The sequence below is a fragment of the Sphingopyxis sp. genome, from assembly GCF_016463645.1.
Taxonomy (GTDB): Bacteria; Pseudomonadota; Alphaproteobacteria; order Sphingomonadales; family Sphingomonadaceae; genus Sphingopyxis.
Genome location: NZ_JAEMQX010000009.1, coordinates 21,558 through 41,394, shown reverse-complemented (window position 1 = coordinate 41,394; position 19,837 = coordinate 21,558). Strand labels below are relative to the sequence as shown.

General features: G+C 65.3%; 14 protein-coding genes. 10 read left to right on the top strand and 4 right to left on the bottom strand.

Annotated elements, in window-relative coordinates; all coding sequences use genetic code 11:
* Positions 1 to 239: 239 nt before the first annotated feature.
* The 5 genes from dgcN (at position 240) to JHC57_RS04175 (ending at position 6,210) form a co-directional block, all read left to right on the top strand.
* Positions 240 to 1,277 carry an N-acetyltransferase DgcN gene (gene dgcN, locus JHC57_RS04195; RefSeq protein WP_294028791.1) on the top strand — a complete coding sequence of 346 codons (1,038 nt, stop codon included), beginning with the start codon at positions 240 to 242 and terminating at the stop codon, positions 1,275 to 1,277.
* A complete protein-coding gene (dgcA, locus tag JHC57_RS04190; protein ID WP_294028790.1) occupies positions 1,235 to 2,224 on the top strand; it encodes an N-acetyl-D-Glu racemase DgcA in 990 nt (329 codons plus the stop codon). Before dgcN ends, dgcA begins: the two co-directional genes overlap by 43 nt.
* Positions 2,225 to 2,258: 34 nt before the next feature.
* Complete coding sequence (locus tag JHC57_RS04185) at positions 2,259 to 3,890, top strand: amidohydrolase family protein (protein ID WP_294028789.1); 1,632 nt, start codon at positions 2,259 to 2,261, stop codon at positions 3,888 to 3,890.
* Between the two features lie 66 nt (positions 3,891 to 3,956).
* On the top strand, positions 3,957 to 4,841 hold the full coding sequence (locus tag JHC57_RS04180) for a LysR family transcriptional regulator (protein ID WP_294028788.1): 885 nt from the start codon (positions 3,957 to 3,959) through the stop codon (positions 4,839 to 4,841).
* A 127-nt stretch (positions 4,842 to 4,968) separates the two neighbouring features.
* Complete coding sequence (locus JHC57_RS04175; protein ID WP_294028787.1) at positions 4,969 to 6,210, top strand: dicarboxylate/amino acid:cation symporter; 1,242 nt, start codon at positions 4,969 to 4,971, stop codon at positions 6,208 to 6,210.
* A gap of 91 nt (positions 6,211 to 6,301) precedes the next feature.
* On the opposite strand, the gene JHC57_RS04170 is transcribed toward JHC57_RS04175, so the two are convergent.
* The 4 genes from JHC57_RS04170 to folD form a co-directional block, all read right to left on the bottom strand.
* Positions 6,302 to 8,458 carry a hypothetical protein gene (locus JHC57_RS04170; protein ID WP_294028786.1) on the bottom strand — a complete coding sequence of 719 codons (2,157 nt, stop codon included), beginning with the start codon at positions 8,456 to 8,458 and terminating at the stop codon, positions 6,302 to 6,304.
* A 38-nt stretch (positions 8,459 to 8,496) separates the two neighbouring features.
* Positions 8,497 to 11,286 carry a TonB-dependent receptor gene (locus tag JHC57_RS04165; RefSeq protein WP_294028785.1) on the bottom strand — a complete coding sequence of 930 codons (2,790 nt, stop codon included), beginning with the start codon at positions 11,284 to 11,286 and terminating at the stop codon, positions 8,497 to 8,499.
* 110 nt (positions 11,287 to 11,396) lie between these two features.
* Positions 11,397 to 12,170, bottom strand: coding sequence for a FadR/GntR family transcriptional regulator (locus JHC57_RS04160; protein WP_294028784.1), 774 nt, complete (start codon positions 12,168 to 12,170; stop codon positions 11,397 to 11,399).
* Between the two features lie 277 nt (positions 12,171 to 12,447).
* The gene (folD, locus tag JHC57_RS04155) at positions 12,448 to 13,383 is read right to left on the bottom strand and encodes a bifunctional 5,10-methylenetetrahydrofolate dehydrogenase/5,10-methenyltetrahydrofolate cyclohydrolase (protein WP_294028807.1); all 936 of its coding nucleotides are present in this window, start codon (positions 13,381 to 13,383) and stop codon (positions 12,448 to 12,450) included.
* A gap of 496 nt (positions 13,384 to 13,879) precedes the next feature.
* Between folD and JHC57_RS04150 the strand changes: the two genes are divergently transcribed.
* Genes JHC57_RS04150 through purU form a run of 5 tightly spaced genes read left to right on the top strand, consistent with a single transcriptional unit; the run spans position 13,880 to position 19,806 of the window.
* The gene (locus JHC57_RS04150) at positions 13,880 to 15,127 is read left to right on the top strand and encodes a sarcosine oxidase subunit beta family protein (RefSeq protein ID WP_294028783.1); all 1,248 of its coding nucleotides are present in this window, start codon (positions 13,880 to 13,882) and stop codon (positions 15,125 to 15,127) included.
* Positions 15,128 to 15,142: 15 nt separating this feature from the next.
* On the top strand, positions 15,143 to 15,472 hold the full coding sequence (locus tag JHC57_RS04145) for a sarcosine oxidase subunit delta (RefSeq protein WP_294028782.1): 330 nt from the start codon (positions 15,143 to 15,145) through the stop codon (positions 15,470 to 15,472).
* Entirely contained in the window at positions 15,469 to 18,396 is a 2,928-nt protein-coding gene (locus tag JHC57_RS04140; RefSeq protein WP_294028781.1) for a sarcosine oxidase subunit alpha family protein, read from the top strand. Before JHC57_RS04145 ends, JHC57_RS04140 begins: the two co-directional genes overlap by 4 nt.
* Complete coding sequence (locus JHC57_RS04135; protein WP_294028780.1) at positions 18,389 to 18,967, top strand: sarcosine oxidase subunit gamma; 579 nt, start codon at positions 18,389 to 18,391, stop codon at positions 18,965 to 18,967. The genes JHC57_RS04140 and JHC57_RS04135 overlap by 8 nt, the downstream gene beginning before the upstream one ends.
* A complete protein-coding gene (gene purU, locus JHC57_RS04130) occupies positions 18,964 to 19,806 on the top strand; it encodes a formyltetrahydrofolate deformylase (RefSeq protein WP_294028779.1) in 843 nt (280 codons plus the stop codon). Before JHC57_RS04135 ends, purU begins: the two co-directional genes overlap by 4 nt.
* The last annotated feature ends 31 nt before the right edge of the window (positions 19,807 to 19,837 follow it).

Here is a 19,837-nt window from a genome sequence, read left to right as displayed (position 1 = left end):
TCGCCCCTCGGGCGCCGCGCGCCCGCGGCGAACCAACCCTCTCATCGACCCGTTGCCCCGATCCTGTTCATATCGACTTCAAGCGCGCGACCTTCGGCAAGCCGGGACCGTCCGTCAAGTTCGGCGAAAGAGTATGTCGATCCCGTATAACCGCCAGTTATGGACCCGTTCCGTCTTTGAAGACGCGTCGGCGGGCAAACTCTCCCATGATGACATCGTCCCCATCCGAGAGGCACTACATGATCGCCAGCCCCTATCTTCTCTATCTTGGCCGTGTGAACGACGAAGTCGGCATCAAGACGTCGCGCGGTCTTGCGGTGTTCAGGCCCGGCGAATGCGTCGGCGAGTTTCGCCACGACGATTGCGAACTGACGCTCGGCCTGCCGCGCATGGGCTTTGCCGAGGCGGTGGCGGCTGGCGCAAGGACGCTCGTTCTCGGTATCGCCAATGCGGGCGGAAAAATGGGCGATGACCTGGTGCGCGACGCGCTGGCGGCGATCGGGGCCGGACTCGATATCGCGTCCGGCCTGCACAACCGCCTGCGCGACGAGCCCGCGCTGGTCGAGGCGGCGGCGCGCCACGGCCGCCGACTGCACGACGTCCGCGATCCGCGCCCCGACATTCCGATCGGCAATGGCAAGCCGCGCGCGGGCCGGCGCCTTTTGACCGTCGGCACCGATTGTTCGGTCGGCAAGATGTACGCGACGCTGTGCCTCGAGAAGGGGATGCGTGCACGCGGTATGAAGGCCGATTTTCGCGCTACGGGACAGACAGGCATATTGATCGCCGGCGGCGGCGTTCCGCTCGATGCGGTGATCGCCGATTTCATTTCGGGCGCGATCGAGCAGATTTCGCCCGCGCGCGGCGACGGGGGCTGGGATCTGATCGAAGGGCAGGGTTCGCTCTTCCATCCGTCCTTCGCGGGCGTTTCGACCGGGCTGCTCCACGGCGCGCAGCCCGATGCGCTGCTGCTCTGCCACGATCCCGTCCGTCCGCACATGCGCGGTCTGCCGCACTACAGCATGCCGGGGCTCAGGGAGACGCTGGCGGCCAATCTGCAGGTCGCGCGGCTGACCAGTCCGGATGTGCAGGCGGTCGGCGTCGCGCTCAACACGTCGAAGCTCGCGCCCGAAGAGGCGCTTCGTCTGTGCGCCGAAACCGCCGACGCGCTCGGTTTGCCCTGCACCGATCCCTTTGCGCACGGCGTGGACCCCATCATCGACAGGATCAATGAATGCTTCGAACCATCGTCGCACGAAGCGACGCTTTCCCGCTAGCCCGGCCTTTCCGCATATCGCGCGGTGTCAAGACGGTGGCCGAGGTGGTCACCGTCGAGATCGTGGCCGATGGCGCCACCGGACGCGGCGAGGGAGTGCCCTATCTCCGTTACGGCGAGAGTATCGCGGGCGCGCTCGATGATATCGCAAACGCGCGCGGCGCGATCGCCGACGGGGCGACACGCGAGGAATTGCTCGCGCTCATGCCCGCCGGCGCGGCGCGCAACGCCGTCGATTGCGCCTTGTGGGATCTCGAAAGCAAATTGTCGGGACGCGGCGTCGCCGACCGCCTCGGCCGGCCCGATATCGCGCCCACTCCCACCGCCATGACGGTCGGCCTCGACGCGCTGTCGGCAATGGCGGGAGCGGCGCGCGCCCTCGCCGATGTTCCGCTGATCAAGATCAAGGTCGACCGCACCGATCCCGAGGCGCAGATTCGCGTCGTGCGCGATGCGGCGCCTAACCCGCGGATCATCGTCGACCCCAACGAGAGCTGGACGATCGCCGAGGTTGAACGGCTGCAGCCGCTGCTCGCCGAGCTGCGTATCGACCTGCTCGAACAGCCACTGCCTGCAGGCGAGGATGATGCGCTCGAAGGCCTTGAGCCGCTCATTCCCATCGCCGCCGATGAATCGGCGCATGTCGCGGGCGACGTCGCCGCGCTCGCGAGCAAATATCAGGTCATCAACATCAAGCTCGACAAGACCGGCGGCCTGACCGGCGCGCTCGCGCTCGCGGAGGCCGCCGAAGCCGCAGGGCTCGGCGTGATGACCGGCTGCATGATCTCCTCCTCGCTGTCGATCGCGCCGGCCCTGATCGTTGCGGCGCGGTCGGCCTTCGTCGATCTCGACGGGCCGCTCTGGCTCGCTGTCGATCGCGAGGGCGGGGTCGAGGGCACACGCGGCATCTTGACGCCGCCGGCCGCAGGCTTTTGGGGGACGACATAGCGTCTTTGATAAACGGCAAAAACGGGGTGTCGCAATGATCCGGTATATCAAGTTCACGACGGCAACGATTGCGCTTCTGGCTGCGGCGACGCTCGCATCGGCGCAGGGGGTGGTGGAACCGCGGGGCGTCGCCGACCTCCTGATCCGCGGCGGGACGGTCTACACCGGAGATGCGGCCCCCTTTCGCGGCGATGTCGCGATCCGCGGCGACCGGATCGTCTATGTCGGACCGAAGGCGCCCGGCGCCGCGACGAAGACGATCGATGCGACGGGACTGATCGTCGCCCCCGGCTTCATCGATCCGCATGCGCATGTGAACGATGCGCTTGCGTCGAAGAATCCCGCGACGCGGCTTGTCCTGCCGTTCCTGACGCAGGGCGTTACGACGGCCTTCATCGGTGTCGATGGCGGCGGCAGCCCCGATATTGCGCGCAGCTTCGGCGTCGTCGATGCCGGCGCGGGCGGCGATGATGAGGGACTCGGCCAGTCGTCGCGCGATTATGGTATCAATTTTGCCGCCTATGTCGGCCTTGGCGCAGTGCGGGCGAAGGTGATCGGCGGCGCCGATCGCGCGCCGACGCCCGCCGAACTCGGACGGATGACCGCGCTGCTCGACAAGGCGATGTGCGACGGCGCGCTCGGCCTCTCGACGGGACTTTTCTATGCGCCGCAGAGCTTCGCGAAGCGCGAGGAGGTTGTCGCGTTGGCGAAAGTTGCGGCGGTGCGGGGCGGAATCTATGACAGCCATATTCGCGACGAGTCGAGCTACACCATCGGGCTGAAGGGCGCCGTCGAGGAAGCGCTGGCTGTCGGACGCGACGCCCGCATGCCGGTCCACATAGCGCATATCAAGGCGCTTGGCGTCGACGTCCACGGACAGGCGCCCGCGATCATCGCACTGATCGAGGCGGCGCAGAAGGCGGGCCAGATCGTCCATGCCGACCAATATCCCTGGTCGGCGTCGGGTACCGGGCTCTCGGCGGCGCTGCTTCCGCGCTGGGCGCAGGACGGCGGCCGCGCGGCGATGGTGGGCCGCTTCGACGACAGCGCGGCGATGGCGCGCATGCGGCCCGAAATTGTGGATAACCTTCGCCGTCGCGGCGGCCCCGCATCGCTGCTGATCACCTCTGGCCCCGCTGCGTTCGAGGGCAAGACGCTCGAACAGGTCGCAAAGGACCGCGGCATCGATCCGGTCGACGCGGCGATCATGGTCCTGAAACAGCGCGAGGCGGGTGTTGCCTCCTTCAATCAGGACGAGGCGGACATCGCCGCCTTCATGACACGCCCGTGGGTCGTCACCAGTTCGGACGCTTCGCAGGGGCATCCGCGTTATTACGCGTCCTACGCGCGCAAATATGCGACCTATGTCAAGGACAAGGGCGTCCTCGACCTCGCGACCTTCATCAAGCAAAGTACGACGACGACGGCGCGCATGTTCGGGCTGGAAGGACGCGGCGAGCTCAAGGCCGGCGCCTTCGCCGACGTGATCGCGTTCGATCCCGCGAAATTCGCGCCGCGCGCCGACTATGCCCGCCCGGCGCTCTTTTCGACAGGAATGCGCTTCGTCGTCGTCAACGGATCGCTCGCCATCGAAAACGGCGAAGTGACCGGATTGGCGGGCGGACGCCCGCTGCCGCGGAAAGCCGTCGGAACGGGCTGCAGATAGGCAGGGCAGGAGCGTGGCCAGCAAATTGACTTGCCGCGCGGCGGGACGCCGGTCACGATGGCCATCATGAACCTGCGCCACATCGAGATTTTCTACGCCGTCTATACCAACGGATCGGTCAGCGCGGCGGCGCGCGCGCTCAATATTTCGCAGCCGTCGGTGTCGAAAACGCTGCGTCATGCGGAATCGATTCTGGGCTTTCCGCTGTTCGAACGCGCCAACGGTCGCCTCGTCGCGACCGAAGACGCGCATGCGCTGTTCGAGGAGGTGCGCGAAATCCAGGATCGCGTCCATGCGCTGCGCGAAGGCGCGCGCAACCTCCGGCGCGGTTCGGGTATGATGCTGCGCATTTCCGCGCTGCCCTCGCTGGCGCTGGGGGTCTTGCCGGAGGCGGTGGCACGCTTCCTGCGCGATCACCCCAATGTGAATTTCGATTTGCAGACCGTCCATCACGACGATCTCGTCCGCAAGCTGCACGAGCGCGAGACCGACGTCGCGATCGCGGTCGAGGTGCCGCAGAACGCGCCGATCGGCAGCCGCTGGCTGGGCGAGGGTGAACTGGTCGTCCTGTACCGTGAGGCCGAGATACCCGATGCTCCCCCGCGGCTCGCGCTCGCGAATCTGCGCGAGCATCATTTCATCAGCGTCGCCGCGAGCGGCCCGATCGGCCAGATGTTCATTGAGGAGCAGCGCCGGCTCGGGCTGGAGTTCGACCATGCGATGTCTGCGCGGACTTTCTATATCGCGACCGCGCTCGTCCGCGCGGGCGTCGGACTCACGGTTGTCGACAGCTTCACCGCGCAGGCGGCGCTCGCGCCGGGGCTCGCGATCCGTCCGCTGACCCCGCCCGTGACCTTCGACCTCTATGCCATGTATCTGCACAACCGGCCGCCGACCGCGCTCGCGACCGATTTCCTGAAGGTCGTCGCGCAGGTGATCGACGATATATAGCAAGTGGTTATGGGGAAGGGCGCAATCGATATGCAGGATGCAGCAGGCGGGCGCACAGGCTGGCCGGGGATAACAGGCGGAGCGGTTTCCTCGTTGGTCGTGTTCATTCGCGAAGGCTTTCGCGATCATGCGTAAATGGTTCGCGATACCGCTATGGAAACGCGTGCTCGGCGGGCTGGTCGCGGGGCTGGCGCTGGCGCTGATATGGCCCGAAGCCGCGCCGAAGATTGCGGTTCTCGGCGACCTGTTCGTCCGCGCGATCCGCATGCTCGTCGCGCCGATCGTGCTCGTCACCATCGCCGCCGGCATCACGTCGCTCGCCGATCCGAAGCGGCTGGGGCCGCTCGGCGGACGGACCGTCGGGCTGTTCGCGCTGACGACTGCCATAGCGGTTTCGGTCGGAATGGCGGTCGCGATGCTCATCCGCCCCGGGGTGGGCGTCCCCGTAGGCGACGCGGTGCCCAAGGCGCTCGGCGACGCGGTACCGCTTTACGATCAGCTCGTGGGGATCATCCCGCTCAACATCGTCGACGCGCTGGCGAAGGGTGACATGCTCGCGCTGATCTTCGTCGCGATCCTCGTCGGCGTCGGCACCGTGCTCGCGGGCGAGCCGGGCAAGCCCTTTGCGGGCTTGCTGCAATCGCTGTCGGCGGTGCTGCTCAAGATCGTCGGGCTGGTGATGGAAGCGACGCCGATCGGAGTCTTCGCGCTGATCGCCAATGCCGTCGCCGCCAATGGCGCCGCGGTCTTCGTCAATATCGGATGGCTTGCGCTTGCGGTGGTCGTGGGATCGCTCATACAGATCGTCCTCGTGCACAGCCTGATCCTGCGGCTTCTCGCACGGCTGCCGGTGTTTCCCTTCTTTCGCGGCATTATCGACGCGCTGGTGATCGCCTTCTCGACCGCTTCCTCCTCGGCGACGCTGCCCGTTGCGATGACCGTCGCGGGCAAGAATCTCGGCATATCGTCCAGCGTCTATTCGACCGTGCTGCCGCTCGGCGCGAGTATCGGCAAGGACGGCACCGCGATGTATGTCGGGCTACTCGGCATCTTCAGCCTCCAGGCATTCGGCGTGCCGATCGACGCAGGCGTTCTCGCGATCGTCCTGCTGACCGGCGCGCTCGCCGCTTTCGGCACCGCGCCGGTACCGTCGGCGTCGCTCTTCATGCTCGCGGCCGTGCTATCCGCTGTCGGCGTCGCGCCCGAGCAGACGGCGCTGATCGTCGGCTTCGTCCTGCCGTTCGATCGCCTGCTCGACATGACCCGCACCGTTCCAAGCGCCAGCGCGAACCTGACCGTCGCGACGACGGTCGCGCGGTGGGAAGGGGAACTCGATCATTCGGTCTATCTGGCGCCGCCGCGGCGCTGAGCCGGTCGAATGGCCCGTCCGACGGCATGGTAAAAAGGCCCCATGCGGCCGCCGGAGCGCGCAGCGCCGACGACCGCATGGGCAGGGGAGGTTACTTCGTTTTCGGAAATACGGGCGGAGTATAGGCGCCGTTCGTCGCGACGTCCCACACCTCGATACGCGCCCATTTGCGGCCGCTGAGGTTGACACGCTTCTCGATCGTCCGGGTGCCGAAGGGGGCTGCTCCGGTCAGGTCGATGCGATCGCGATAGACCTTGCTGCCGTCGCCGCTGACGATCTCGGCATAGGCGAGCGGGAAGGTCCATTCGACCTTTGCGCGCACCACCGCATTCCGTCCGAACGCGGCTTCTTCACCACTCTTCGCCCCGTCGATCGAAAATTCGGGGATCAGCACCTCGCCGGTGGTGGTGAAGAAGCGGCCGCCGCGCAGCGCGTCGAGCACGCTCTGCCAGCCATCCGTATAGCGCGGCAACGGTCCGTCGAGGCGGAGATAGTTGATGTTCATGTGGGCGTAGAGTTCGCTCTCGTCGGAGAGCTGGAACACGTCGACCTCTCCGGGGGCGAACTTGCGCTCGGACGGCGTCGCCGCCCAGTTGTTCATATCGTCGAGCGTGTCGAGCACGCGCGTGCCGAGGCGCGGCAGCGAATAGTCCGACGGCATGTTCTTCCACGCTCCGCCGAGGAAGCGGTCGCTCTTGAAGAACGGCGTGTCCTTGTGCTTGTCGGGGAAACCATAGGACCCCTTGATCCGCGGGTGCGCGGTCCACATCAGGCCCTTCTCGTCCTGCATCAGCTTCAGGACGTCCTCCTGCGATCCGACATGATAGATTTTGCCCAGCTTGGGATCGTTCTCGACGAAGGGCTGTCCCTCCTTGCGATCGAGCGTCCAATAGACGGGCTTGGGGAAAAAGCTGATCCAGTGTCCGCCGAGATGGACATTGGGCTCCTCGCCCGGCAGCAGCAGCAGCTTGTCGTCCGACAGCCGCGCGGTTTCCGCGTGCATCGTCTTGAGCAGGGTCAGCCGGTCACCGGCGCGATCCAGCGCCTCGCGTCCGAGGTGGAGCTCGGCCAGATGGACGATTTCGACGTTCATGTCCTTGAAGCGCCTGACGAACGCCGGGACCTCAAGCCCGTCGGGCACGCCGGTCGATTGCTGGAAGCGCTGCGTGTTCAGAAAGGCTTCGGTGTGCTCGACATGATAGTGGCTGGTGAAGGTGCGATGCCCGTCGAGCGCCTTGAAGCGGTCGCCGCGGGTATAGGCGAGCGCGGCCTTGGTGACGCTCGCCGCGTCGCCGCTGTCGGGCAGGAGGAACACGCCCATGTCCTGCATCGTGCCCGGGGGGGCGTTGACCCACGGCACATAGCGCCGGTCGCCCTCGAGCGTCTGGCGGACGCCGAAGCTCGTGCGGCCGGCAAGGTTGCGATAATCGTTGCCGTACCACGCCGAATTGTCGTTGTTGGCATAGTCGAGCGGGTAATAGAATTGATGCGGCGGCGGGACGATGCCGAGCGAACCGCCCGACGGACCTTCCGCGACGATCATCCGCGCGCGCACCTTGGGGGACACCGCGGGCCTCCGTGACGCATCGCCTTCCCTGCGCACCATCGCATCGCTGGTGTCGGTGAAGGCGATCGAGCGCCACGGCAAGGCTGCCGAGGACGCGACCCCGAGCCCGGCGTCGAAAGTATAGGCGGTGGCCTCGCGCGCGGTCGACATCACCATCGCCGCGCGGACCAGTCGCGAGCCCGGATAGATGGTGAATTCATAGGTGCCCGAGAACGGTCCGGCCGCCGCGCCGCCGACGATCACCTTTGTGTTCCCGCCCTCCGCACGCACGGTGATGTTGTTACGGGCAAGCGTAAGCGGGAAGCTCTCGAACGGCCGCGTCCGCGGATTGTCGAAGAAGACTGTCCAGCCCTGCTTGAGGTCGCGCGTGCCGACGGTGACCACGCCGGCGGGATCGACCCCGCCGAGGACCGCCTTGCCGGCAATGGCCACCGTCCGGATCAGCGGTTTGCCCGGGTCGAGCGACAGGACGAGCTGCGCGCGCTCATTTTGCGCCGACGGCCAGTCGATGGTCACCGAGCCCTGCGTGCGGGTGGCGCGCACATCGCCGGGAAGAGCCTTCGCCGGCTGGTTGAGAACGGTCGCCGCGGCCTGCGCATGCGCCACCCCGGGCAGTGCGAAGCTGCCGGCCGTCAAAATCGTCGCCAGCCCCAGCGCCGCGAGCATCCGTTTCCTGTTCAAATCATCCTCCTGTCTTGTTCTGTCATCATCGTCGGGGCTCAGAAGTTGAAGCGGACCCCGAGCGAGTAGGTCGTGTCGTCGTTCCGTACCTCGCGGACGAAATCCTCGCGCGATTCGAAGTTGCGCGTTTTCTGGCCGGTAATGTTCGTGCCGGCGAGGCTGACCGTGATGTTCGGCGTCACATCGTAATTGAGGCCGAAGTCGAGCCGACCGGCGGCGCGGATGCCGTTGAGACCCACAGGAATCGAAACCGGCCGGAGCGAGAGGCCGTTGGTGATGTCGCCGTCGAAATAGCGGGAGCGGTAGGTGTAGATCATCCGCGCCGAAATGCCGTATTTCTCGTAGATCAGGCCGATGTTGTAATTATATTTGGACACGCCGAGCAGCGGCAGCCCCTGAAGCCGGTCGCCGGGTGTCGTCACCTCGCTGTCGATGACCGTGAAGTTTCCGATCACGCCCGCGCCGTCGAGACCTTCGGGGAGGAAATCGAGGAACAGCTGGCCGCCGACTTCGACGCCCTTGATCTTGGCGGACCCCAGATTGCGGGGGGTCGAGATCACATATTGCAGGCCGTCGATCGTCCGCACCTCGGTCCCGTTGATGATGCGATCGGTGATGTCGCGATAGAAGCCGACCACCGACACATAGTTGCTGCGGCCGAAATAATATTCGAGCGACGCATCGAAGCTGTCTGCCTTTTGCGGCCGGAGGTCGGGATTGCCGCCCGATCCCGAGTTCTGGATCGTGTTGACGTAGGACACGACATAGCTGAGGCCCGGATTGAGCTGGCCGAAGCTCGGCCGCGAAAGCGTCTTCGAATAGTTGAAGCGCGACTGGAGACCGCCGCCGAACCGGATGCGCGCGCTGGCGTTGGGCAGAAGATCGGTGTCGCTGGTCGAGCGCCGGACAAGTTCGATGCGCGAGGTGCCCGTCGCGGGATCGGTCACGCGGCCCGAACCGGCGATGTTGCGGTCGGTGCGGGTCAGGCGGGCACCGACCATTCCGTCGACCGAAATCGTGTCGCCCAGCGAGAATTCGTAGCCTGCCTGGAGAAAGCCGGCATAGCTTTTTTCCTGCGCGTCATAGTCGCGCGTCGGGTCGAAGGCCGGCGTGTCGGGCGAGATGCGATACAGCGTCCTCAGCTGCCGCTTGATCGATTCCTGCGTCAGATAGCGGGGGTCGATCTGCAGGAAGGATGCGCCATCGTTCATCTGCGGGACGCCGGGGGCCTGCGAAAGGATATCGTCGGGAAGGCCGGCGGTGGCCAGCGGCGTCGCGAACGAACCGCCGGGGGCCGGCGGACCGCCCAGATACTGCTCGAACCCGGCCTTGCGCCGCGCAACGCGAACGCCTGCCTGGACATAGTCGAGGAACCCGCCGTCGAAATCATATTTGGCGTCGCTCATCACCGACCACAAGGTGCCGCGGCTGCGGTTGATGTCTTCGGTCATGCCATTGGCGAAAGCGAGGCCGGCGGGGTCGTTCATGGGGTTGCCCGGCATCGTCGCGCTGACCTCGTGATTGTCGTCCCTGACCTGAACCAGTTCGGCGATGCGCTTGCCGATATCGACGCGAAAGCTGTTGTTCCGGTTGATCGAGGATTCATAGGAGATGTCGGTGTTCCAGCTGAGCGCGCCGATCTCCTTGTTGAAGCCGGTGGCGATCACATAGATGTCGGTGCGTGCCTTGTTGGCGACGGTCGCGGTATAATATTCGAGGTTGCGCGCGGTATAGCCAGTGGCGTTGCACAACTCCCGGATCGTGCCGGTCCCCGTCGGGTTGGTCGGGCTCTGCACATTGCCCGAATAATAGCCGTCGGGGCCGACAGCGAAATCCTCGCAGGTGTCGCCGGCGGTCGCCTCGAACGACGTGCCGGTAAAGGCGCGGAAGGTCGGGCGCGCCTGGAAGACATCGCCGCGATAGCCCGCAAACAGGCCCTCGACATAAATTTTGGTGTCGGTATCGGGCGCCCATTCGAGCGAGAAATTCGCCTGCGGGCGTTCATATTTGCCGAACTCGATGGCGGCGGCGAAACCGGTGGGCGAGTGCAGGTTCTGGGGCGAGCCTGCGGGCCCCGCGCTCGTGGCGCGTGTCCAGTCGTTCCAGGCGATCGGCCGGGCATATTTGTTGCGCTGATAGGAAATGCCGACCATCGCCGCGATCTCGCCTTCGCCCGCGTCCCAGCGGTTGGCGACGAGCATGCTCAGCGCCGGATTGATCGTGTTCTTCGAACCCGCCTCCTGCAGATAGGTCGCGCGCGCGCTGCCGGCGATCGTCAGTTCCTTGAAGTCGAGCGCGCGGCGCAGGCGCATGTTGACGCCGCCCGCCACGCCGCCCTCGAGCCGCTCGGCCGAATTGGACTTGTAGACATCGACGCCCGCAAGCGCTTCGGCTGGCAGGTCCTGAAACGAGAAGCCGCGGCCGACGCCGGTGAAAATCTCGCGCCCGTTGAGCGTGGTGATGATGTCGTCGAGGCCGCGGATGCGCGCGCCGACGATCTCGTTGTTGCCGCCGACGACGACCTGCACGCCGGGGACGCGCTGGAGCGCGGACGCCGTCGTAAGGTCGGGCAGCTTGCCGATATCCTCGGCGACGATCGAATCGACCACGGCGGTCGACTCGCGCTTGATCTCCGCAGCGCGGGCAAGGCTTTGCCGGATACCGGTGACCACGATGTCGCCGGATGCATCCTGTCCGTCGCTTGCGGCCGGATCGGTGGCAGCCTGGCCGGCAGCGGGATCGGTGGCCGGCGCGGTTTGCGCAAGCGCTGCGGGTATACCGGTTGTGAGTGCGATTAGCGCCACAGAGGCACGAAGACTGACCTTCAATGGATCTCTCCCTATAAGATATCGTACAAGTTGACGGATTGATCTTATTATTCTGCCGGACTCAATTCGGTGCCTGGGTTCCCCTTCAGGTCTGTACTGATGGTGTGATTTCAGCCCGTCGGACTGTTGACCGATATGTAGTCGTGGAGTTCGCGGTGCCGTTTGAGGCTGCCGCTCATATGTGTTCTCGCGGCGGCGCGTGCGGCGTCGGGGTCGCCGCGGACGATGGCGTCGAGGATCGCCTCATGCTCAGCGCCGATCACGTCCTTGTAGCTTGCGCCGATATAGCTCTGGCCCTGCCGCAGATAGAGCGAGCGTGGAGGGACGAGGCGGACACCCAGAAAGTCTATGAGTTTGGCGTAATAGCTGTTCTTGCTCGCCCGGGCGATGACGTTGTGGAATTCGACGTCGGCCTTCACCGAATCCTCGAGGCCGATCGCCGCCGCGCCGAGAACTTCGAGCTGCTGACGCATGCTCATCAGATCGGCTTCGGTGCGGCGTTCGGCGGCCAGTGCGGCCATCTCGGTTTCAACGCAGAGCCTGAGCTCGAGCAGCTGGATGACGTCGCCGAGATTTTCTATCTCGTCGCGCGTGATCTGAAAAGCCTGGTAGCGCGCGGTTTCGCTGACGAACAGGCCCTTTCCCTGTCGGGCCTCGACCAATCCCGCTGCCGCGAGTCGGGCGATCGCCTCACGAACCACGGTCCGGCTCACGCCGAGCAAATCGACGAATTCGGCTTCGGTCGGGAGCTGTGCGCCGGGCTTGTGCGTGCCCGACAAGATGCTGGCGCGGATATGTTCGCAAGTGGCGTCAACCAGCGATGGTCGCCGCTTGCCCAGCGTCAGCCGATCATCATGCATAGCGTTAACGTCGCTCTGCCTCATGCGCCCATCTCCCGCGTCAGCACCTGAAGCGCTGTCCGTCATCGGGTGTACACATTAATCAGTTATATGACAACTTAAATAAAATCATTTTTAATAGGCGCGATTTTCCGCGGTTGATGCCGATCGGCGGTCGGAGCGAATTGACGAGCGTCGTGCGCCTTTGGAGCAATGAGTGTAATTTTCGCGGTGAAGCTTATCGGCCGGATGGGGCGGCTTTGCGCCCGATATCGCTAAGGCATTCATATATGCATTTATTTTGCCGGCGCTTTGCGGGCTATCACGCAAATTGCGGCGTTCCTTTTTTTCTCGTTTCGGAATTCGGGAGGTCGCGCGCCTGAAGGGCGCTCGCCGCGCGCAGCGTATTTTCGAGCAGGCATGCGATCGTCATCGGCCCGACGCCTCCCGGCACAGGCGTGATGGCCGACGCGCGCTCCTTCGCTTCGTCGAAGCAGACGTCCCCGACGATCCGTGACCCGTGGCCGTCGTCGTTCGGTACATGATTGATACCGACGTCGATGACGATCGCGCCGGCCTTGACCCAGGCTCCCTTGATCAACCCCGGCGCGCCGGCGGCGCTCACCAATATATCCGCTGCGGCCACGAGATCGGGAAGGTTGCGCGTATGGATATGCGCGATCGACACGGTGCAGCGGGCTTGCAGGAGTAATTGTGCCATCGGCCGGCCTACGATGTTTGAGCAGCCGACAACGACGGCGTTCAGGCCTTCAAGCGATCCGAGCTCGTCAACCAGCAACATCATACATCCCATTGGAGTGCAGGGAATGATGCGGTCCAGCGCCGCGTGGTCATCGCTTGCGAGCAGGCCGACGTTGATCGGATGGAAGCCATCGACATCCTTGGCGGGGTCGATTGCGCGCAGAACGGCCGCCTTGTCGATATGCTGCGGGAGCGGTAGCTGGACCAATATCCCGTGCACCGCCCCGTCGCGATTGAGCGCGTCGATCAGGGACAGCAATTCGGCCTGCGCAATCGTTTCGCAAAGCCGGTGGCTCTCGGTTTGCATCCCGACCGCCGCGGCCTGCTCTGCCTTGCGGCGGACGTAGATCGCGCTGGCCGGGTCGTTGCCGACCAGAATTGTGGCCAGCTTTGGCGTGATTCCGGTCTCGTCGCGGAGATGCCCGACGCCGATCGCGATATCGCGGCGCAAGACAGCCGCCCGCTGTTTTCCGTCGATGATGCGCGCGACCATGATTTCCTCCCTTGCTGTACCGGCGACGGCGAAAAAGGGGCCGGCCGCGAATAATATATGCATATATGAATAAAATAAAAGTGTGTGCGGACGTTAGAAAATGGAAGGGGTGGATAAGGCGCGGTAAGGCGCGCCGCGAGGAGGACCGCTCGTCGGCCGTCCGTAGCGGACAATTATTCGGGTTTGGAGCGCGAGGGAAGTGAGGGGCCGGTCCGCCGGAGCGCCCTGAATGTCGCGACGGGGATGGCGCGACGGGAAACAGCCCCCGGCGGCGGGGCCGCCAGAATCGGTCGTGTGGTGCACAGCTGTACGCCGTCACGCCTTCGGTGTCGATTGCGCGGCCTGTGCGCGAAGACGCGAATAACTGATTGTAATATATTGCGTGTCTCGCGGACTTTGCTGCGTTTTCGATAATGAGTCCGTTTGAGGTGCTCGTTCAAAATCCCTATTGCGCATTTGCATACATATGTGCATCTAAAAGGCGAGAGGAAGGTGAGTCTTGACGAGACGCTATTCGGCGCTGTCGCTTTTGCGCGAAGGATTGAACGGTCAGCGTGGCTGGGAGCCGGCGTGGCGCGATCCGGCGCCGAAGACGCGTTATGACGCGATCGTCATCGGCGGCGGCGGGCATGGGCTTGCGACAGCCTATTATCTTGCGAAGAATCACGGCCTCACCAATGTCGCGCTGATCGAGCGCGGCTGGATCGGCGGCGGAAATACCGGCCGCAACACGACGATTATCCGCTCGAATTATTTTTTCCCGGAATCGGCAGCCTTCTACGAATTTTCGGTCCAGCTCTACGAGAAGCTGAGCGACGAGCTCAATTACAACATCATGTTCTCGCAGCGCGGGATGTGGACGCTTGCGCACGACCGGCACGGGCTCGAAATGGCGCGGCGCTCGGCGAACGCGATGCTGCTCAACGGTATCGATGCCGAGTTCCACGACGGGCCGAGCGTTTACGCGCATATTCCGGGGCTCAATCCCGACCCGCGCTTTCCGATCCTCGGCGGCGTCAACCAGCCGCGCGGCGGGTCGGCGCGGCACGATGCGGTCGCGTGGGGCTATGCCCGCGCGGCGTCGGCGCTCGGCGTCGACATCATCCAGAATTGTGAAGTGCAGGACTTCCTGATCGAGGGCGGGCAGGTGCGCGGGGTCGAAACGAGCCACGGCACGATGCGCTCCGATCGCGTGGGCATGGCGGTCGCGGGGCACAGCTCGGTGCTCGCGGCGAAGGCGGGGCTGCGGCTCCCGGTCAGTTCCTACGCGCTCCAGGCCTTCGTGTCGGAGCCGGTGAAACCGTGTCTCGACACCGTGATTCTTTCGCCCGCGACGGGCACCTATCTCAGCCAGTCGGACAAGGGCGAGCTCGTCCTCGGTGCGGGGCTCGATCTCTATCTCTCCTATGCACAGCGGGGCAATCTGCCGTGGATGGAGCGTGCCGCGGCGGGAGTGCTCGAACTTTTCCCGCAATTTTCGCGTATGCGCTTCCTGCGTCAATGGGCGGGGATCGTCGATGTCGTCCATGACTCGACTCCGATCATCGGCCCGACCGCGGTGGGCGGGCTCTACATCAACTGCGGCTGGGGGACGGGCGGGTTCAAGGCGATCCCGGCGGGTGGTTGGTGTCTCGCGCACGTCATGGCGACGGGACGGTCGCACCCGCTTGCCGACGCCTTCGGCATCGAGCGCTTCACGACCGGCGCGCTGATCGACGAGGCCTCGGCCTCGGGCATCGCGCACTAGGGGGAAATTCAAGGAATGTTGCTGATCGATTGCCCCTTTTGCGGCCCGCGCGCGGAAATCGAATTCCGCTGCGGCGGCGAGAGCCATATCCAGCGGCCGGGACCGCACACCGAAGTGTCGGACGCCGAATGGGCCGACTATCTCTACAATCGCGAAAATCCCAAGGGCGAGCATCGCGAACGCTGGTTCCACGCGGCGGGATGCCGCCGCTGGTTCAACGCCGCGCGCGATACAGTGACGCATCGGTTCCGTGTCACCTACAAGATGGGCGAGGCCTGTCCCGAAGCGGGCGAGAGCGCGGTGAGCGAGGCGGCGCCCGGCGCGGTTGCAGGAGGCGTCATATGAGCGGCTGGCGCCTGAAGGCGGCCGGCCGCGTCGATCGCGGCGCGCGGATATCCTTCACATGGGCGGGGCGGACGCTGCACGGCCATCCGGGCGATACGCTTGCCTCGGCGCTGATGGCGAACGGCGTCTCGATCGTCGGCCGCAGCTTCAAATATCACCGCCCGCGCGGGCTGCTCGCGGCGGGGCTCGAAGAGCCGAACGCGATCGTCCAGCTCGAAACGGGCGCGGTCGCGGTTCCCAACGTCAAGGCGACGCAGATCGAGCTTTACGAAGGGCTGGTCGCGAACCCGGTCAACGCGAAGCCGAGCGCCGAGTTCGACCTGCTCGCGGCGAACAGCATGTTCAAGCGCTTCATTCCCGCCGCCTTCTATTACAAGACCTTCATGTGGCCGAACTGGCACTGGTTCGAGCCCGCGATCCGCAAGGCGGCGGGCCTTGGCAACGCGCCTGAAGGTGTGGACCCCGACAGCTACGATCACCGTTTCGCGCATACCGACATCATGGTTGTCGGGTCGGGTGCCGCGGGGCTTGCTGCTGCTATCGTAGCGGCAAAGGGTGGTGAGAAGGTGCTGTTGGTCGAGGCCGACGCCGAACTCGGCGGCGGTTTGCTTGCGGAGCCGTCCGAGATCGAGGGGCTGACCGCAATCGCTTGGCGCGACCGGATGCTCGCCGCGCTGTCGGGCATGCCCAATGTGACGGTGATGAACCGGACGATGGCGTTCGGTTTCTACGATCACCAGCTTGTCGGCTTGTGCGAGCGTATGACCGATCATTTGCCGCCGCATCAGCGCAGCGGTCCGCGTCAGCGCCTGTGGAAGGTCCGCGCGAAGCGCGCCATCCTCGCGACCGGCGCGTTCGAGCGGCCGATGGCTTTCGCCCGCAACGACCTGCCGGGCGTGATGCTGGCCTCCGCAGCGCAGACCTATGCGCTGCGCTATGGCGTCGCGCCGGGACGCCGCATCGTCGTCGCGACGAACAATGACAGCGCCTATCAGGCCGCCTTCGCGCTCCATGATGCCGGGGTCGGGATCGCCGCGATCGTTGACAGCCGGGCAAGGGGAGGCGACGCGATCGCGGGCGCGGCGGCACGCGGGATCCGGACGATCATGGACAGCGCGCCGGTCAAGGCGAAGGGCCGACGCCGCGTTGGCGGAGTCGTCGTCGCCGCTGTCGCCGATGGCAAGGCCAGTGAGTCGATCGCCTGCGACATCGTCCTGATGTCGAACGGCTGGAACCCCGCGGTGCATCTCCATTCGCAGTCGGGCGGATCGTTGGCGTTCAATTCGTCGCTCGAAGCCTTCCTGCCGAGCAAGTCGGTGCAGGCGGCGGTCAATGTCGGCGCGGCGGCGGGCATCTTCGATCTCGACGCTGCCATCGCGAGCGGCCGCGCGGCGGGACAGGACGATGCGGTCGCGGCGCCGCTTCCGGCCTCGGTCGGCCCGACGCTGCATTTCGCCGACGGCGATGCGCGCGCGGGCACGGCGTGGGTCGATTTCCAGAACGACGTGACCGCGGGCGACGTGCAGATCGCCGCGCGCGAGAATTTCCGCTCGGTCGAACACCTCAAGCGCTATACCACCCTCGGCATGGCGTCGGATCAGGGCAAGACGTCGAATGTCACCGGCATCCATATGCTGTCGAACCTGCTCGGCAAGGCGCCGCAGGCGATCGGCACGACCAAATTCCGTCCGCCCTTCGATCCGGTGACGATCGGCGGTTTCGCGGGGCGCGCGGTCGGCGAAAATCTGATGCCGATCGCGCAGTCGGCGGCGCATGCATCGGCGCTCGCGGCGGGCGCGAAGATGGAGAATTACGGCTCGTGGCTGCGGCCCGCCTGTTTCCCGCGCGCCGGCGAGGACGAGCATGTAGCGGTCGCGCGCGAAGTGCTCGCAGTGCGCGGGCAGGTCGGGCTGTTCGACGCCTCGCCGCTCGGCAAGATCGAGGTCAAGGGCCCCGACGCCGCCGAGTTCCTCCAGCGCGTCTATGTGAACGGTGTCCGCAATCTGAAGGTCGGACGTTGCCGCTACGGGCTGATGCTCAGCGAACATGGCATCATCTATGACGATGGCGTGTTCGCCAAGATCGCCGAGGATCATTATCTCGTCGGTACGACGAGCGGCCATGCCGCGGCGATCGCCGACACTCTGCAGGAATGGCTCCAGTGCGAATGGACCGACCTCAAGGTGCTCGTCGAGAATGTGACGACCGGCTGGGCGGTGATGAATGTCGCGGGGCCGAAGGCGCGCGCGGTGCTCGAAGCGATCGGCACCGAGATCGACCTGTCGCGCGACGCTTTCCCGCACATGGCCTATCGCGAAGGGCTGGTCGGCGGCGTTCCCGCGCGTATCCAGCGCGTCAGCTTCTCGGGTGAACTATCTTACGAAATCTCGGTGCCGTGGAATTACGGCCGCGCGCTGTGGGACGCGATGATTCAGGCGGGCGCGCCGCACGACATTGTGCCCTTCGGGGTCGAGGCGCTGATGGCGCTGCGCATCGAAAAGGGGTTCCTGCACGTGGGGTCGGACACCGACGGCACGACGATGCCCCAGGATGTCGGTTTCGGCGGCGCGGTTGCGAAGAAGCCCGACGATTTTATCGGTCGCCGCTCGACGATGACGCCCGAAGGGCGGCGCGTCGATCGCCGCCAGCTCGTCGGCCTCGAAACGCTCGATACCGGCGGCGCCTTCGAATGCGGCGCGCACATATTGGCGTCGGAGACAAAAGGTATCGGCGCGACGCAGGGTTGGGTCACCTCGTCGGTCCAGTCGCCGACGCTCGGCCGCCCGCTCGCGATGGCGCTGATCGAACGCGGTACCGCGCGGATCGGCGAGACAGTGCAGGTCTGGGATCTGGGCAAGGGGCGCCCGGCACGCATCGTCGATCCGCGCTTCTATGATCCTGCGGGAGAAAAGCTCGATGGCTGATACAGGCGCAATCACGCTGGCGCTGGCCGCCGCGAACGACCTGCTGATCGAGGGAGCCGGTGTGCGGCTTGCGGCCGAACCGCATCTCGGCATTGCCAAGCTGCAGATCCTGGCGGCGGACCCCGATGTCTGGTTCGAGACGGCCCTCGGCATCGCGCCGCCGCCGGTCCTCGGCGAGGTCGAGCCGGGCCCGGTTGCCATCGCGTGGCTCGCGCCCGGCGAATGGCTCGTGACGGGCAACGAAGCCGATGTCGAACGCGTCCGGACACATTGCGCCGAAGCCGCTGGCAATCTTGGGCTGATGGTCGATATCACGCACGCCCGTGCGACCTTCGAACTGAGCGGTCCGAAGGCCGCTTCGGCGCTCGCAACGCATTGCCCGCTCGATTTCGGCGACGAGGCCATGCCCGTCGGCGCCGCCCGGCGCTCGACCTTTTCGGACACCGGATTTTTCATCAGCCGCCGGCCCGACCGCGCCGGCCAGCCCTGTTTCCGGCTGATCTTCGATCAGTCGATGGCGGGCTATGCCGCGCGGATGCTCGGCGCGACCATATCGGGAGACAATGTATGACGACGTCCGACCTCGTTCTGAAATTCCGCGCGCCCGACAGGCCGGGGATCATGGCGGCGGTTGCGCCGACATTGGCGGCGCGCGGGTGCGACATTCGCGAGGCCGAGGTCTATGGTGATGACGATACCGGCGGCTTTTTCCTGCGCATGGCGCTGACGAGCCCCATCGGACGCGACGAACTTGCAAAGGTCGTCGAACCGGTCGCCAGCGAACTGGCGCTCGAATGGGAATTGCACGATCTAGCGCGCCGCACGCCGGTGCTGCTCGCGGTATCGAAATTCGGCCATTGCCTGATCGACATCATCCACAAGAAGGAAATCGGCCAGCTGCCGATCGACATCGTCGGCGTGGTGTCGAACCATGAGACGATGCGCAAGACCGCCGAGTGGCACGGGCTTGCCTATCACCACCTGCCGATGAGCGAAGGGAAGGAGGCGCAGGAGGCGCGCTTCCTGTCGATCATCGGGGAAAGCGGCGCCGAGCTCACCGTGCTTGCGCGCTATATGCAGATACTGTCGGACAGTTTCTCGGAAGCGCTGGCGGGGCGGTGCATCAATATTCACCACAGCTTCCTGCCGAGCTTCAAGGGCGCGAAGCCCTATCACCAGGCGCACGGACGCGGGGTCAAGATTATCGGGGCGACGGCGCATTTCGTCACCGCCGACCTCGATGAAGGCCCGATCATCGAACAGGATGTTCGCCGCGTGAGTCACCGCACTACCGCGGACGAAATGGTCGCGATCGGCTGCGAGATCGAGGCGTCGGTGCTGTCGCGCGCGGTCCGCTGGTACGCCGAACACCGCATCTTCCAGAATGGGAACAAGACCGTCGTGCTCTGACACGGAACCGGAATCATAATCAAAGGAGAGA